Annotated in this window: 14 protein-coding genes; 10 read left to right on the forward strand and 4 right to left on the reverse strand. The window is 56.2% G+C overall.

Translation table 11 applies throughout. The features are described 5' to 3' along the window. Nucleotide 1 precedes the first annotated feature (1 nt). The 3 genes from HCR00_RS05035 (at nucleotide 2) to HCR00_RS05045 (ending at nucleotide 3,391) form a co-directional block, all read left to right on the forward strand. Nucleotides 2-1,432, forward strand: coding sequence for a primosomal protein (locus tag HCR00_RS05035; RefSeq protein ID WP_167143316.1), 1,431 nt, complete (start codon nucleotides 2-4; stop codon nucleotides 1,430-1,432). 1 nt (nucleotide 1,433) lies between these two features. After that, the gene (locus tag HCR00_RS05040) at nucleotides 1,434-2,462 is read left to right on the forward strand and encodes an HAD-IIA family hydrolase (protein WP_167143317.1); all 1,029 of its coding nucleotides are present in this window, start codon (nucleotides 1,434-1,436) and stop codon (nucleotides 2,460-2,462) included. 203 nt (nucleotides 2,463-2,665) lie between these two features. Further along, complete coding sequence (locus HCR00_RS05045; RefSeq protein WP_166985731.1) at nucleotides 2,666-3,391, forward strand: NlpC/P60 family protein; 726 nt, start codon at nucleotides 2,666-2,668, stop codon at nucleotides 3,389-3,391. 378 nt (nucleotides 3,392-3,769) lie between these two features. On the opposite strand, the gene HCR00_RS05050 is transcribed toward HCR00_RS05045, so the two are convergent. Continuing rightward, complete coding sequence (locus HCR00_RS05050) at nucleotides 3,770-4,063, reverse strand: hypothetical protein (protein WP_167143319.1); 294 nt, start codon at nucleotides 4,061-4,063, stop codon at nucleotides 3,770-3,772. A 145-nt stretch (nucleotides 4,064-4,208) separates the two neighbouring features. On the opposite strand from HCR00_RS05050, the gene HCR00_RS05055 reads away from it, so the two are divergent. Genes HCR00_RS05055 through HCR00_RS05080 form a run of 6 tightly spaced genes read left to right on the forward strand, consistent with a single transcriptional unit; the run spans nucleotide 4,209 to nucleotide 11,616 of the window. Further along, nucleotides 4,209-5,093: a TlyA family RNA methyltransferase gene (locus tag HCR00_RS05055; protein WP_167143322.1), complete on the forward strand. Its 885-nt coding sequence runs from the start codon at nucleotides 4,209-4,211 to the stop codon at nucleotides 5,091-5,093. A gap of 26 nt (nucleotides 5,094-5,119) precedes the next feature. Next, on the forward strand, nucleotides 5,120-6,001 hold the full coding sequence (locus tag HCR00_RS05060) for an NAD kinase (protein WP_243854553.1): 882 nt from the start codon (nucleotides 5,120-5,122) through the stop codon (nucleotides 5,999-6,001). Further along, nucleotides 5,998-7,692: a DNA repair protein RecN gene (recN, locus tag HCR00_RS05065; protein WP_167143328.1), complete on the forward strand. Its 1,695-nt coding sequence runs from the start codon at nucleotides 5,998-6,000 to the stop codon at nucleotides 7,690-7,692. Before HCR00_RS05060 ends, recN begins: the two co-directional genes overlap by 4 nt. A gap of 22 nt (nucleotides 7,693-7,714) precedes the next feature. Then, nucleotides 7,715-8,965 (forward strand): AI-2E family transporter, encoded by a 1,251-nt coding sequence (locus HCR00_RS05070; protein WP_166985719.1) that lies wholly within the window; start codon nucleotides 7,715-7,717, stop codon nucleotides 8,963-8,965. 31 nt (nucleotides 8,966-8,996) lie between these two features. Continuing rightward, nucleotides 8,997-10,649, forward strand: a complete 1,653-nt coding sequence (locus HCR00_RS05075; RefSeq protein ID WP_279586802.1) for a CTP synthase — start codon at nucleotides 8,997-8,999, stop codon at nucleotides 10,647-10,649. Further along, a complete protein-coding gene (locus tag HCR00_RS05080) occupies nucleotides 10,627-11,616 on the forward strand; it encodes a site-specific tyrosine recombinase XerD (protein WP_243854554.1) in 990 nt (329 codons plus the stop codon). The genes HCR00_RS05075 and HCR00_RS05080 overlap by 23 nt, the downstream gene beginning before the upstream one ends. 12 nt (nucleotides 11,617-11,628) lie before the next feature. On the opposite strand, the gene HCR00_RS05085 is transcribed toward HCR00_RS05080, so the two are convergent. Genes HCR00_RS05085 through HCR00_RS05095 form a run of 3 tightly spaced genes read right to left on the reverse strand, consistent with a single transcriptional unit; the run spans nucleotide 11,629 to nucleotide 14,589 of the window. Beyond that, on the reverse strand, nucleotides 11,629-12,804 hold the full coding sequence (locus HCR00_RS05085; protein WP_167143331.1) for an Ig-like domain-containing protein: 1,176 nt from the start codon (nucleotides 12,802-12,804) through the stop codon (nucleotides 11,629-11,631). After that, nucleotides 12,801-13,559 (reverse strand): TIGR03943 family putative permease subunit, encoded by a 759-nt coding sequence (locus HCR00_RS05090; protein ID WP_167143334.1) that lies wholly within the window; start codon nucleotides 13,557-13,559, stop codon nucleotides 12,801-12,803. The genes HCR00_RS05085 and HCR00_RS05090 overlap by 4 nt, the downstream gene beginning before the upstream one ends. Continuing rightward, a complete protein-coding gene (locus HCR00_RS05095; RefSeq protein WP_167143337.1) occupies nucleotides 13,552-14,589 on the reverse strand; it encodes a permease in 1,038 nt (345 codons plus the stop codon). The genes HCR00_RS05090 and HCR00_RS05095 overlap by 8 nt, the downstream gene beginning before the upstream one ends. Before the next feature lie 102 nt (nucleotides 14,590-14,691). On the opposite strand from HCR00_RS05095, the gene HCR00_RS05100 reads away from it, so the two are divergent. Next, nucleotides 14,692-15,543: a ParA family protein gene (locus HCR00_RS05100; protein WP_166985708.1), complete on the forward strand. Its 852-nt coding sequence runs from the start codon at nucleotides 14,692-14,694 to the stop codon at nucleotides 15,541-15,543.

Here is a 15,543-nt window from a genome sequence, read left to right on the forward strand (position 1 = left end):
CATGACTGAGAAGAATTTTGACGCGCCGCAAAATCGCGGGAAGCGTCGCGGGCCGAATGATCGTAGCCGAGACAGTCGTGGATCCTCGCGGGCGGGTGGTTCCCGCGGGTTCGAGCGTGACAGGCCAGGCAAGGATGATCGTCCCCGTCGAGATGATCGTCCCCGTCGAGATGACCGGCCACGACGCGAGGAGCGCTCGTCTCGCGCTGGTGGGCAGCGCCGTGACGGTGATTTCCGCGGCGGCGGGAGGGGAGAATTCCGCTCTTATCGTGACCGCAATAGTGGTGAGCATCGCGGCGGTAAAAAAACTGAGCATGACAGTCGCGCACCCCGGGGCTCGCACGGCAGCAATAGACAGGATGATCGCGGTGACCGTCGTTCCGGTGAGCGTCGTTTTAGTGACCGTGGTGAACGTCGTTTCAGTGACCGCGGTGAACGCCGCTTTAATGATGGTGGCAAGCGCGGATCCGCAAGCAAACTTGGCCGTGGCGGCACACGCGGCAACAACCGCAGTGACCGCGGCGGCATTAAGCGTGAGTTTACCGAAGCCGAGCGCCTGCAGCATGAGCTACGCCCGGTGCGTGGTGAGCACCGCGACCCGGAGATTCCACAGGAAGTAACGGCGAAAGACCTTAATCCCGGTGCCCGCAACGAATTGAAAACACTTGAGAAAGAAAACGCTGAGCGGGTTGCGCGGCACCTTGCGATGGTGAGCTTAGTCATCAACATCGATCCTGAACTTGCGCATCAGCACGCAATTAGCGCAGCACGCAAAGCCGGTCGTATTCCAGTGGTGCGCGAAACCTTGGCGATGACAGCCTACGCCCTCGAAGATTTTGCGATGGCGCTACGCGAATTGCGCACCTATCGCAGGATCAGCGGAAAAGATATGCACATTGCGCTTGAGGTTGACTGTGAGCGTGGTTTGGGGCGCCCGGAGAAGGCGCTTGAGGTTGCCCGTCAGGTTGATCCGAAAAAACTTTCGGATCAAGAGCGCGTTTATCTAGCTATCGCTGTTTCTGGCGCGCGACTCGACCTTGGCCAGCTGGATGCTGCTTTGGCAGAGCTCGAGATTCCACAGTTAAACCCGAAAAAGGTGTTTCCGTGGAGCCCCGAACTCTTTAGCGCCTACGCTGCTGTGCTCGAAGATCTTGGGCGGGCCGGTGAAGCTGCTAAGTGGGAACAGCTGGCTAGCCGAGCTAGTGAGGCCCTACTAGAGCACGCAGGAGGTGACCGTCTGGAAGTTACTGACGCTGCCGCATACGGGCGCGAACTGGCAGAAATTGAGGCCGAGATTGCCGCTGCAGAAACTGTTGCAGCAGAGGATGTCGCAGAAGATACTGCAGAAACTGCTGCGCTAACACAAGAGGATCCCGGGGAAGCCGAGGCCGAAACCGAAGCCGGAGAAGAAGCCGAAGCGGAAGAGGTGTAGCGTGGCGTTGTTTCGGAAAGATGGTGCGACTCCGCTTGCAGGCGTAGAACTGCTGTTGGCAGACCTCGACGGTGTTGTCTATCGTGGACCGGACGCCATCCCCGGTGCTGTCGAGTGCTTAAACAGGGCGGCAAACGAGACGAGATTAGCGTATCTCACAAATAATGCTTCACGCACCGATGAACAGGTGGCAGAGCATTTGCGTGAACTTGGCTTACGTGTTGCAGCGCAAGATATTGTTACAAGCCCGCAAGCGGCGGTGACTGTGCTTGCAAAACATGTGCAGCCGGGCGCGAAAGTTTTGGTTGTTGGTGGTGAGGGGATCACCGTTGAGCTTGAAAAAGCGGGTTATGTGGTGACCCGCAGTGCTGATGATGAGCCTGACGCGGTGATGCAGGGCTTTGCGCCGCATGTTGGGTGGGAACATCTAGCAGAGGCTGCTTTTGCGCTCGCAGAAGTAGAGGGAAGGCCGCTGATTCCGTGGGTTGCGACAAATACTGACTGGACGATTCCGGTCGCCCGCGGCCTCGCTCCCGGTAACGGCACACTGGTTTCTGCCGTGCACACAGCGGTGGCGCGACTGCCGGAGTTCGCCGGTAAGCCAGAAAAGCCGATGTATGAGACGGCGTTCGCCCGGTTTGGAACACAAAACGCGCTGATGATTGGTGACCGTCTCGACACCGACACTAAAGGTGGCCGTGCCGCCGGCATTAAAACCCTGCATGTGCTCACCGGTGTCGACAGGCCGAAACAGCTGCTGGCTGCCTCAAAGGATATGCAGCCAGACTATATAGTTGGATCGCTCGCAGAACTGTTTGAGCCATACCCGGAAACTCGGGTAACGCGCGATGGCGTGCACAGAGTTGGTGGCGCAAAAGTGCGAATGCAGGGTCACATCGTGAAAATTGTTGCTGAGGGAGACAGCCCGCTGAATCTGTTGCGCGCTGCCTGCTCAGCGATCTACGCTTCAGGGCTGGCAATTTATGGTCTTAAAGTGCCGGAAATTTTGGTCAAAGACCATTGGAAGTAGTGGCGCGCTGTAACTCTTCGCAAAATTTTTTATAAAAAGTTTTCCTTATATATACGGGCCTGAAGCGGGGAAACTTTAGAAAAATAACGAATTTATTTATCTGAGTGTGACATTTCCGTTATTTTCCACTATTGTTATTCAAGTGCGGTTATAAGACCGTAATAAAACTTTTGTAATTTAGGCAGAGTAGGGAAGCTAAAGGTATGAACTTCACCCCAAGCACCGAGGTTGATCTAGTATCAAAATCCGCCCCAGCACCACGCCGTCGTGGTGTGCGTTCACTAGCTGCAGCCGTGCTCTCACTTGGCCTTGCAACAACCTTCGCAGTTCCTGCCTACGCAAACTCAGGTGAGGACGGCCAGGATCCGGTCGCCTTCGCGGTGCGCACTGGCGGCCTGACACAGAACTTCGTTGCTGCTGAAGCAGACGTTGCTCTGCCAAACGTTGCTCTCGAGCTCGCTGAGATTGAAGCTCCGGAGCCACTCGAAGAGACCACCCCTGCTAACGAGCGTGATGCACAGGCGGCTGCTGGCAATGGCGGCGAGGTGGCTGCTGCTAAGTCTAAGGCTCCTGCGGTAGCTGCGGGTAGCGGCAGTGGCGCTGCTTTGCTCGCTGCTGCATACGCGCAGATCGGTATTAACCAGGACTGTACTGACATGGTTCAGAACGCCCTGGCAGCACTCGGTTACACCACTCGACGCGATCAGGGTGGCTACGACCACGGTGTGCAGGACTTCGCAAGATACGGCACTCCAGTAGCGCTTTCTGACGCACAGCCTGGTGACATCATGATTTCAGGTGGTCACGTATCAATTTACGCAGGTAACGGCACAGCTGTTCACGGTGGCTGGAACGGCTTCCAGACAGCTGAGTTCACCGGTGGCCCATCAATGCCATCTTTCTACCACACCATCGTGCGTCTGCCATAAGTTTTATCCGGCAGTAATCAAACTTTTAATACCCGCTACTTCTTTTTGATGTAGCGGGTATTTTGCTGCGCGCTGTGAATTGCACTGAGAGAGTGCTCTGTGCTGGCAGAGTGTGCTGTATGGAAAGTCTCGGTGCTACACGGAAGCTCTGTGCTGTATGGGGAAACTGTGCGCAGCGCAGAGGTGCTACACAAGCTGCTGTAGTGTCGCGTAAGGGCGTAAGGGTGTAAAGGCGCGTAAGGCGCAGGGGTGCAAGAGCGCAGGGCCGTCAGAGTGCCAAGGGTGTCAGGGTGCGGAGCTCAGGAGGGGCATTATTAGGGATAATAAAAAACGTCCCCGATACTGCTTAGCATCGGGGACGTTTTAAAAGCTAGTAGATTACTGATCCAGCGCCATCTTTTCACGCCCTGGAATGAAGCTGAAAGCGAGCCAGAACCCGATAGCATCGCAGAGCAAGCCTGCTGCGAAGACGGTGAATGCATTCCAGCCGCCGGGCTCAATTGTGTTGTTTTCAGATACTGAAGCAATATCGAAAGCGTGACCGAACAGTGCGAAGCCGCCGAACACAAGTGCCGCTGCGACGATGAAGAGTAAAATTGTGCTAAATGAGGCGCGTGGGCGGGTGCCCTGCGCAAACAGGTTTTCGTTTTCAGTGCGCTTTGCAGCGGTCACAGTGACCTCCGTGTGTGAATTAATTCGTGTTTTAGCGTTAGCCAATGGTCATAATTATATCATTTACAGCAAATTCTAAGCTCAGATGTGGTCTCTGGCTGGGCAACTGTGATCAGTGTGAGCGTGCACAATCTAAGGTAGATGTATGAGTGTTGCAGCGATCTTGAGTCAACAGGAAGCTCGTTTTGTTGCCCACTCTGCAGAAACTGTGTGGAGAGGGCCGCAAACGCGCTTAGATCGTGCTTTGGTCGCGACGGGCATGGTTGACACCCGCAATCGAGCACAGGCGGTTATCGCTGCTGGGCTGGTGCTTGTCGCTAACAGAGTGCAGCGCAAACCCAGCTACAGCGTAACCGAAGGGCAGCTGCTGACGCTGCAGGGAGCGCACCGCTATGTCAGCAGAGCCGCACAAAAACTGGAAAGCGCGCTAACAAAATTTCAGATAGACCCTGAAGATCTCTCAACCCTCGATCTGGGCGCTTCAACGGGTGGGTTTACGCAGGTGCTCGCAGAAAGAGGAGCGGCACATATTCTGGCCGTTGATGTTGGTCACGGGCAGATGCACCCGAGTGTTGCAAGCCTTGCAAACGTCACAAATATTGAGGGTGAAAACGCCAGAGACTTAACGCGCCGCCGCTGGCAGCAGCTCACAGCGGCACCCTTGCCACAGCTCATAGTCGGTGATCTGTCGTTTATTTCACTGCAGCTCATCTTTCCCGTAGTGACAGAACTATTGGGGAAAAACCCGAGCGCGAGCGCAGTGCTGCTGATCAAACCACAGTTTGAAGCGGGTAAACAGCGTGTGAAAGACGGGGTGCTCCGCGATCCGCAAGCCAGATTTGAGGCGGTGTGGGAGGTAGTGCAGGCTGCCGCCGCTAACGGCCTGCAGCTAACAGCTTTTGCACGGTCACCGATCGCGGGCAACCAGGGCAACATAGAGTTTTTGGCGCAGTGGGTACCAAGCAGTGCCCCAAACACGGAAGAATGGAAGACAGAAGTTGCGTCCGTTTGTTTGCGAGAGGAGTCATAGCTGTGTCGCCCGATAACAATCGCAAAATGCTTGTAACCTCCCACACTGCCCGCCCGGAGGCCATCAGCGCAACCAGAGAAACTCTGGCGCAGCTGCACGCACACGGTGTTGTGCCGGTGATGCTTGCATCAGATATTGCTGATTTTGCAAACCATGTGGAAACAACGCAAATTCGGAAACTGCACACCGAGGTAGAGTTAGCCGATATTGAAGCGGCTATTGTGCTCGGCGGTGACGGAACTATTTTGCGAGCGGCAGAAACTGTGCGCGGATCGCAAGTGCCGATTGTTGGTGTGAATCTTGGCCATGTCGGATTTCTGGCAGAGATGGAACACCACAATCTTGCTGAAACCGTGCGCCGTGTGCTCGCCCGTGAATACACGGTTGAAGAGCGCGCAACCCTGGACGTGGCAGTGCACGATGGTGACGACACTGTGCATAAAACATTTGCGGTAAACGAAGCAACGGTTGAAAAAACCTCGCGCATGATAGAGGTTGCCGTCGGAGTTGACTCCCGCCCGCTCACCGCATTTGGGTGTGATGGTGTTGTGGTTGCTACAGCAACCGGGTCTACCGCCTACGGCTTCTCGGCAGGTGGGCCGGTGATGTGGCCTGAGGTTGATGCGATGCTGGTTGTGCCGCTCGCTGCGCACGCGCTCTTTAATCGCCCACTGGTGCTGGGCCCAAATCAGGTAGTGGAGATTCGTTATCAGCGACGCAACAAAGACAGTGCTGCGCTGTGGTGTGATGGCCGGCGCCGCATTGCGCTTGCGCCCGGGCAGCGGGCGGTAATTAAACGCAGCAGCGAACCGTTAAGACTTGCACGGCTGGACACGGGCGTCTTTACTGATCGCCTGGTCAATAAATTTAAACTCCCGGTCGAAGGGTGGCGAGGTACGGCAGCATGATCGAAGAGCTTGAAATTAAAGATCTTGGTGTTATCGCGCAAACAACGCTGCCGCTCGGCCCGGGGTTTACGGCTATTACCGGTGAGACTGGCGCAGGTAAAACGATGGTTGTTACTGCGCTCAGTCTCTTAATGGGGGCGCGCAGCGATAGCTCGCTCGTGCGCAGTGGCGCTGCGCAGGCGCGGATCGGCGGTGTCATCGGGCGTCTCAACATTCCCGCCATCGCGGCACTGGTCGACGAAGCAGGCGGCGAGATTGAAGAGGATGAGCTGCTTTTAAGCAGAACCGTGCGGGCTGAGGGAGCGAGCCGTGCAACAGTTGGCGGTGTGCGCGCGCCGGTTGGGGTGCTGTCACAACTCGCACAGCACTTATTTTGTCTGCACGGGCAGTCTGATCAGCTTCGTCTGCGCTCGCAAACTGAACAGCGTGAGACCTTAGATAGATTCGGCGGATCTGCGATTGGTGAGGCGCTGACCAAATACATTTCCGCATATGAGCGTCTGTCTGCGCTTCAGCAAGAGGTTAGTGAGATTGCCGAAAATGGTGCTGCGAGGCGTCGTGAAGCAGAGCAGTTGCGGGCTGAAATCAACGAGATAAGCGCAGTAGATCCGCAAGAAAATGAGACTGCTGAAGTAGCCGCACGGGTAGAGAAGCTAGCGCACGCAGAACAACTGCGTGCTGCGGTAGCTGGCGCAGCTAATGCGCTCTCCGGTGATGACTCTGGCGCTGACAGTGTTGATGCGCTCTCAATTCTCTCTATCGCTATCGAGCGGGTGCGCGAGGGCGCACACATCGACAGCACGCTTGCAGACAGTCTCAACGAGCTGGAAAGCGTGCTGGCGCAGACGCAGAGCGTGGCGCGGGATCTTTTTGCGTACGGCGCAGATCTTGAAGCAGGTGGGCCAGCAGAGCTTGCGGCCGCCCAGCAGCGACTGGCTGATTTGAAGCAGTTAGAGCGCAATTACGGCCCGGAATTAAGCGATGTGCTCGCCTATTTTGCAGCAGCGAACGACCGGCTGCTGCTGCTGGATCAAGACGACGACCGACTTGCTATTTTAGAGAGCGAACTTAACACCGCTAGGGAAGAGCACGCAGTAGCTGCCACCGAACTAAGCGAACTGCGCAGCACGGCAGCTGCCCGTCTGTCGCAACTTGTAACAGCGGAATTAAAGCATCTTGCTCTGCCTGAGACAGCGCTGGAGATTTCTGTAGCGCCGCGTGAAGCAGGCTCACACGGCGCAGACGAAGTGCTTTTTCTGCTGCGTTCTCATCAGGGCGCGACACCGGCACCGCTTGCCCGCGCCGCATCCGGTGGTGAGCTGTCACGCATAATGCTCGCAATCGAGGTGGTGCTAGCGGGCACCGATCCTGTTCCAACATTCGTGTTTGATGAAATTGACGCCGGCATTGGTGGGGCGGCAGCGATTGAGGTGGGGCGACGTTTGAAAAAACTGTCCCAAACCGCGCAGGTTATAGTAGTGACACATCTACCGCAGGTTGCGGCATTTGCCGATAATCACCTGCGGGTGCTCAAGGACAGCGCCGGCGGATACACCGAAAGCAGCTGTCAGCAGCTTGTGGGAGAAGAGCGCGAAAAAGAAATAGCGCGTCTGCTCTCCGGTCTTACCGATTCAGACTCGGCGCGGGAGCATGCGCGAGAGCTTCTTGATATGGGCGTTAGTAACTTATAGTGCGCGCCGCTATTGTTAAACTATGAAACTTCCCGTCCGTTTTAAAATGCCGCAGCAGGTGAAGCTGCAGCAAATCTTACCCGTTAAAGAGGAACACCCCGAGATTAAGCGGGTTGATATCGAAAAGCTCGACGAGAAGACCACCGAGCTTTATCTGGATGCGCGCCAGGCGGCAGAAGATGCGGAGCGTGAGGCCGCCAACCCGAATGCTGAACGTCCAAAACAGTTCTTTATTCGTGCACCCTTTCAACTGGGTTTTGTGACCGCGCTTGGCGTGCTCACCGCTTTAGGGTTAATCGCGGCACTCCAGTCGGCGAGCACAGTGCTTGTGTATATCGCCGGTGCTCTGTTTATTGCGCTCGGGCTGGATCCGGTGGTGCGCAAGCTTGAATCTTGGAAGTTTAAACGACCACTGGCAATCGCCACGGTTTTTGTTGTGTTCCTCGGGCTTATCGCAGGCGTGATTAGCATTATCCTGCCGGCGATTATCGAGCAGGTGACACAGGTTGTGCAGCTGGCACCGGGGTATTTGAGCTCGCTGCCGCGCCAGAGTTGGTTCCACGATGTGCAACAGCGGTTTGGTGAATACGCTGATTTCGATGAGATAATTCGTATTTCCAGGGAGTTCGTTTCAAACCCAGACAACCTAACAACCGTGGCCGGTGGAGTCTGGCAGGCTGGAATTGGGATCGCAAACGGTGTCACCGCGACGATAATTGTGCTCATCTTGAGCCTCTACTTCCTGGCATCTCTGCCAGCAATGAAGCGCGGTTTTTACCTTGTGAGCCCGCGCAGCAAGCGGGCCCGCGTCATCGATATCACCGAACAGGTGACAGAATCTGTCGGCGGGTTTATTAGCGGGCAGGTAATTATTGCGACAACAAACGCGACACTGGGCTTCATTATGATGAGCATTATTGGGGTGCCATATGCTGCGGTTGTCGCCGTGGTGGTTTTTATGCTGGCGCTAATTCCGTTGATTGGTGCGATCTCTGCAACCGCTGTCGTAACCCTTATCGCCCTGTTCAACTCTCCGGGCACCGCGCTGATAGCGCTTATCTACTACCTGATCTACATGCAGCTTGAGGCATACGTTTTGACTCCGATCGTGATGCGTCGTGTTGTGTCGGTGCCCGGGGCGTTTGTTGTGATCGGCGCGCTGACCGGTGGTACGCTCCTGGGGTTGTTGGGTGCGCTAACTGCGATCCCTGTGACCGCTGCGCTGCTGATGATCGTGAAGCAGGTGTGGGTGCCGCGTCAGGACGAAAGATAAAACTCAGTCACTACTGATAGGATAGAAGTCCGTGGGTAATACAGCTAAAATCACAAAGCAAATTTTCGTTACCGGCGGTGTTGTGTCATCGCTTGGCAAAGGTTTGACGGCGGCGAGCCTCGGTAATCTTCTGACGGCACGCGGTCTGCGCGTTGCGATGCAAAAGCTTGACCCGTATCTGAATGTCGACCCTGGCACAATGAACCCGTTTCAGCACGGTGAGGTTTTTGTGACCGACGACGGCGCTGAAACCGATCTCGATATTGGCCATTATGAGAGATTTCTCGGACACAATCTATCAGGTGCTGCTAACGTCACAACCGGCCAAGTCTATTCAGAGGTAATAGCCGCCGAACGCCGCGGTGACTATCTTGGGCAGACGGTGCAGGTGATCCCGCACATTACCAACGAAATTAAGCGTCGTATGCGTCTGCAGGCGGAAGAAGACCCGCAACCAGACGTGATTATTACAGAAGTTGGCGGCACTGTTGGTGATATTGAGTCGCAGCCCTTCCTCGAGAGCGCTCGTCAGGTGCGACATGAGCTAGGCCGAAACAACGTGATCTTTGTGCACGTCTCACTGGTGCCGTTCATGGGGGCCTCGGGTGAGCAGAAGACCAAACCCACCCAGCACTCTGTAGCGGCTTTGCGTTCAATAGGTATTCAGCCGGATGCGCTCGTGCTGCGCAGTGATCGGCCGGTCACACCCGACAACCTTGCCAAGATTGCACTCATGTGTGACGTTGACGAAAAAGCGGTTGTTAACGCGATAGATGTGCCAAGCATCTACAATCTACCAAGCCTTTTGCACTCCCAAGGTCTTGACGAGACAATCGTGCAGCATCTGCAGCTGCAAGACAAAGCTCGGGAAGTAGACTGGACCCGGTGGCAGCCGGTGCTTGATGCGGTAGAGAGCCCGAAGCATGAGGTCACCATCGGTCTGATCGGTAAATACATCGACCTGCCAGACGCCTACCTCTCAGTTACTGAAGCATTGCGCGCCGGTGGTTTTGCGCACGGTTCAAAAGTCAACATTAAGTGGATTGTGTCAGCCGATTGCGAGACTCAAGCCGGCGCTGCAGAGCAGCTCAGCGACGTCGATGCAATCTGTGTTCCCGGCGGTTTTGGAGTGCGCGGTGTTGACGGCAAAATTAGTGCGCTGCGCTACGCGCGCGAAAATAAGATCCCGACCCTCGGTCTCTGCCTGGGGCTGCAGGCAATGGTGATGGAATACGCGCGCAATATGGCCGGGCTCCAAGGTGCAAGCTCCACTGAGTTTGATCCTGAGACGCCAGTGCCGGTTATCGCAACCATGGAGGAGCAGCTGGCGCACATCGACGGTGGTGACCTCGGTGGCACCATGCGGCTCGGACAGTATGAAGCAAAGTTTACTGAGGGATCGCTCGCAGCAGAACTGTATGGCGCAGACAGCGCTATGGAGCGGCACCGGCACCGCTACGAGGTAAACAACAAATACCGTGAGCAGATTGCGAATGCCGGTCTTGTTTTCTCAGGCACCAGCCCAGACGGCCAGCTGGTTGAGTTTGTTGAACTGCCACGCGAGGTGCACCCATTCTATATTTCAACCCAAGCGCATCCTGAGCTAAAGAGTCGTCCGAGCGATCCGCATCCGCTGTTTGCTGGTTTGGCAGGCGCAGCTATTGCGCGTAAGACCGGTGCTTAGTCCGGAAGCGGGAGCCAACAGGTATCTTAAATATCTGTCTCTTGAACGGCGGATCAGCAAAAATACGCAGCTGGCCTATGAGCGCGACCTTGCAGTCTACTGCGAGTGGCTGCGAGAGCAGCAGATCGACGATCTTGAGGCGGTTACAAAGGCGCATCTGAATGATTTTGTAACCACAATTTCAGCGGAGCGGCGCGCAAGTAAAGCAACACTGACCCGGCGTATTTCGACCGTGCGCGGTCTGCATCGGTTTTTGTATCTTGAAGGGTGTGTGACTGAGTTTGCGGCCAGCGCGTTGCGCTCCCCAAAGCCAGCAAAGAATCTGCCGCACGCCCTAACCATTGGCGAAGTTGAATCTTTACTCGCAGCGGTTGGCGGTGACGGCGCAAACGATGCAGCAGCATCCCCTGTTGCGCTGCGCGATCGCGCACTGCTTGAGCTTTTGTATGCCAGCGGGATGCGTGTTAGTGAGGCGCTGGCGCTTGATGTTGATGATCTTTTTAACACCGCCGGTCAGGCATTTGAAAACTTGGCTGACGGCGGCTTTATTCGTGTGCAGGGAAAGGGTGGAAAGCAGCGGCTTGTACCGTTTGGGTCGTATGCCGGCCGCGCGTTAGGGGCCTACCTCACAAGAGCGCGACCGATTTTTGCGGCGCAGAGCGCAACTGGCAGGGTGAAGGCCGACGCCCGCGGTGCGCTGTTTCTCGGTCCCCGCGGCGGGCGGGTGAGTCGGCAGACGGCGTGGCTGGTGATTCAGAGAGCGGCAGAAGTGGCTGGTATTAAGCAGAAAATTTCCCCGCACTCACTGCGGCACAGTTTTGCAACACACCTTCTTGAAGGGGGTGCGGATGTGCGGGCAGTGCAAGAGCTGCTCGGTCACGCGAGCGTGAACACAACCCAGATTTATACCCATGTGTCCCGGGCGACACTGCAGGAACACTATCAGTTAGCGCACCCACGCAAATAGCTTGTTTTATAGTTAGCCGCACCACGAAGCAGCGGTGCCCGGCAGGGTAGCAAGCAGCGCCCCAGTGCTGCGTGCTATAACGGCCTGCTGCGGGGTAGCGGATGCTTCACCGCTGTCTGCTGGCACCACCTCAACGGCAACAAACTGTTTGTTTGGGCTCAAACAAATACGTGAAACTTTCGAGCTTGGTGCTGCGGGCTGGTAAATAATCTCACCCTGTGCGTTAACAACAGTGCGCTCAGACTCAATATGCAGCTCGGATCCGTTCCACTGCGGTTTACTGCGATCCGCCAGCGGAATCCAAGGATCGTCTGTCAGCTGTGGCACGCCATCAAGCCCAACCGTATAGTGGTCACCGCTCTGGGTTAGCACGTGCGCTGTGTTGCTATTTTGCTCGAAATACCAGTCTGCAACCTTTAGCTGGGTCACCTCATCGAGCTGCACAACCCGCCCACCGAAGGTGCTAATGTTTGCGAGCGATTGCAGTGCCAACACATCGTGTGACACCAGGTCATATTTCATGCCAAGCAGGGTGCCGTCGGGACTGAATTGAATTTGATGATCGCGCTCTGACTTAAAAATCGGCAGCTCGACCTGTTCGGAGCTGTCCTGCTGTTTCACTGTCAGCACGAAGTCGCCGGTAGCTCGCTCGCGGGCGGCCGCAACCCAGTTTCCGCCAACTGCGTAGTCATAGATCCCGTCTGCTGTAAGCACCTCTTTGGGTTTTCCGCCGGGCACTTCGTATGCGACGATTCTGCTGCCTGGGCCATCTCCGACGCGAGTCACAAGGCGCTGCGCAGCTGTTTTAAAGCTTGTTGAAAACACGCCAGAAGCCCCGGTGGCAAGGCTGGTCGCGTCACCGGTGACGCGATATTCCTGTGCAGCCAACAGCGGTTCGTGAAAGGTGACGGTGATTTGCGCGCCGCTCGCACTAACGTCAAACTCAGGGGAGTGCGTTTCTGAGGCAATCGCCAAGTTTGTGGGTGCGGCAGATAGTGGCTGGTTAAACGTCAGAGTGAGTCGCTGCCCGGCAAGTTCCACAACTCTTTCCGGCTGGATCCCGGTATCGCGCAGCTGCGGTGCGCGCACGGCCCCGGTTGCGGCACCGGCTACCGTGAGCAGCAAGAGAACTAAGCCAGTTAGCGCTGCCACCAGTTGAAAACGTCTTTGCGGTTGTGCGCCCGTCATAGACCGCTCCCGTCAGTTGTTAGGTACGGGTTTGCGGGCTCAAGACCGGGGGTGATCGTGTCTAATACAAGCACAGTAGCTGCTGCAGTTTCTGCGCTCGGACTGCTCGCAAAATACCCGGACAGCTGAACCCAATCACCCGCTGTAAAATCTTTCTGCCAATCGGGGGCGTAGACGGTGACGAACACAGCCTGTGCGTCAACAACACAGCAGGTGACACTATATCGGTTGAGACGGAAAAAATCCTCCGGCACATCAGGGTCTGGTGTTATGAAGCCCAAGAGCTTTGCGCTGCGCCCGGCGAGCGCCGTTGCATCGGCACCGGTAGCAAGCTCCTGCGCCCAATCCAGCACAGTGCGATTTTCATCTGCGATATCTGAGGCTGGCGGTGCAGCTGGTGTGCTGCTGCCAGAAATAGGTGTGTTGCTTGTTGAGAGCGCACGATCCGTAGAGAGCGTGGCGGTGGGCAGCAGCACCAGGGGGACCACGAGCAAGAGCGCGATAAATCCCCCAACAGTTTGCAGCGCAGAGCTGCGATTCGGTTGCGCTTGTTGCGCCCGCTGTCTACGAGCTGCCGCGCTGATTATTAACGGCAGTGCGATAATCGCCATCGCGGTGGTAAACAGGGTGTAACGCGGATGCACATACATCCCCAACTTCCCCGTCAGCACAAGATAAATAAGACTTGCGATGCCGACGATGGCCAGTGCCCAGCCGATCAACTCAGACTTTAGGAGGGGTGATTTTTTAGACAAAGAGATTCACCCCAAATCCGATTGCGAGAGCCCCAAGCAGAGCGAGCGCGGTGACAGCAGCGAGAGTTCTCGTGGTGAACGTTGTGCGTAACAGGAGCAGCATTTTAATGTCTATCATCGCCCCAAAAATCAGGAAGGCGACGATCCCGCCAGGTAAAAAGATGCTTGCGAATGCGAGCATGAAGAAAGCGTCAACGGTTGAGCAGATCGAAACGGTAAACGCGAGAACTGTCAGAGCAAGCACACTGTAAATCGGGTGTGCACCCAGACCCGCCAGAAAATCAGTTGGAATGCCCGTTTGGATCGCCCCCGCCAGCAGACTACCAAGCGCTAGGGCGGGCATGAGCAGCAGGAGCTCGCTTGTAAAACTTGCGGATGCGCGCTGCCATTGCGACTTCCAAGGTAGTTTCGCGGCATCGCTGCTGTGCTCATGAGCGTGATCGTGGTTCGCGCAGCTGACCGCAAAGTCTGGCTCTAAAATAAGCTGCTGATTACTGTGGTGTGAGAAAACCCAGCCAATCAGATTGGCTATCAGAAAGCCCCCCATAATGCGTGCAATGAGGATGCCATCACTAAACCCGAACGCCTGATAGGTGGTGATGATTGTGACCGGGTTGAGAATCGGTGCGGCGAGCACGAAAGTGAGCGTCTCAGCGGGTGACAAACCTTTGCGCAGGAGTCCGCGCGCGAGGGGAACATTGCCGCACTCACACACCGGGAGCACAACACCGAGAATAGAAAGCGCTGCGCGGCGCAGCACAGCGTTTTTAGGGAGCAGCTTGAACAGCATCGTGGCGGGCACCCACAGCTGCACCGCAACCGCGATGAGCGCCCCCAAAATAACAAACGGCAGTGACTCAATGAACACCCCGGCGGCCAGGGTGCCAAGATCGCGCAGCACCGTTGGCGCAGCCGTCGCGGGCAGGCGATCGGTTGCAAAGCGCAGGATGAAAACGCAGATAACGGTGAGGGCAACCCCAATCGCCCCGCTGCGAAGCAGATTGTGAGGAGCCTTAGTAGTATCGCGCATAGGTATGTCTAGGTTAGAGCTTGCAGCGCGGATCCGCCCGCAAAAATGCCGATAATCTCGGGTAGGATTGATTAGAACACCCGGTAGTGGAAAGGATCCCCAGTGGTTGCGAAAAAGGAGATCGGCCCGACTGGTCGCCCAGAACGCTTTTTTGCTCCGCCAGCCAAGCTCGCCAAGCACGGCCCGGCGCGTATCATTTCGCTGTGCAACCAAAAGGGCGGGGTGGGTAAAACAACCACTTCTATTAACCTCGGGGCGGCTCTCGCTCGCTACGGCCGCAAAGTGCTCGCGGTGGATTTTGATCCCCAGGGCGCGCTGTCTGCCGGTCTCGGTGTGCAGGCGCACGACGTGCCAACTATTTATGACCTGATGCTCGGCAGCGTGAAAGACCCGCACGATGCGATTCAAACAACTGCGGTAACAAACCTAGACGTGATCCCCGCCAACATTGATCTGTCAGCGGCTGAAGTGCACCTGATAAACGAGGTTGCACGCGAGCAGATTTTGGCCGGTGTGCTGCGTAAAGTGCAAAACGAATATGATGTGATCCTGGTTGACTGCCAACCGTCACTCGGCCTGCTTGCTGTCAATGCGCTGACTGCGAGTCACGGGGTTTTGATACCTCTGGCGTGTGAATATTTTGCGCTGCGCGGTGTTGCGCTTCTTATTGACACCGTTGAGAAAGTGCGCGACAGACTCAATCCAGCGCTTGAGCTTGACGGCATTATCGGCACAATGTACGACAGTCGCACACTGCACTCGCGAGAGGTGCTGGAGCGAGTCGTTGATACCTTCGGCGACAAAGTGTTTGACACTGTTATTGGTCGCACAGTGCGCATCCCCGACGCCTCTGTGGCGGCGAAACCGATCCTCGATTATGCACCGGACAACGCCGCAGCCGAAGCCTATCTAAAACTCGCGCGTGAAATGGTCGTGCGCGGGGTGGTCGTGTAA

Origin of the sequence: Canibacter zhoujuaniae, from assembly GCF_011752005.1 — a bacterium.
GTDB lineage: Bacteria > Actinomycetota > Actinomycetes > Actinomycetales > Microbacteriaceae > Canibacter > Canibacter zhoujuaniae.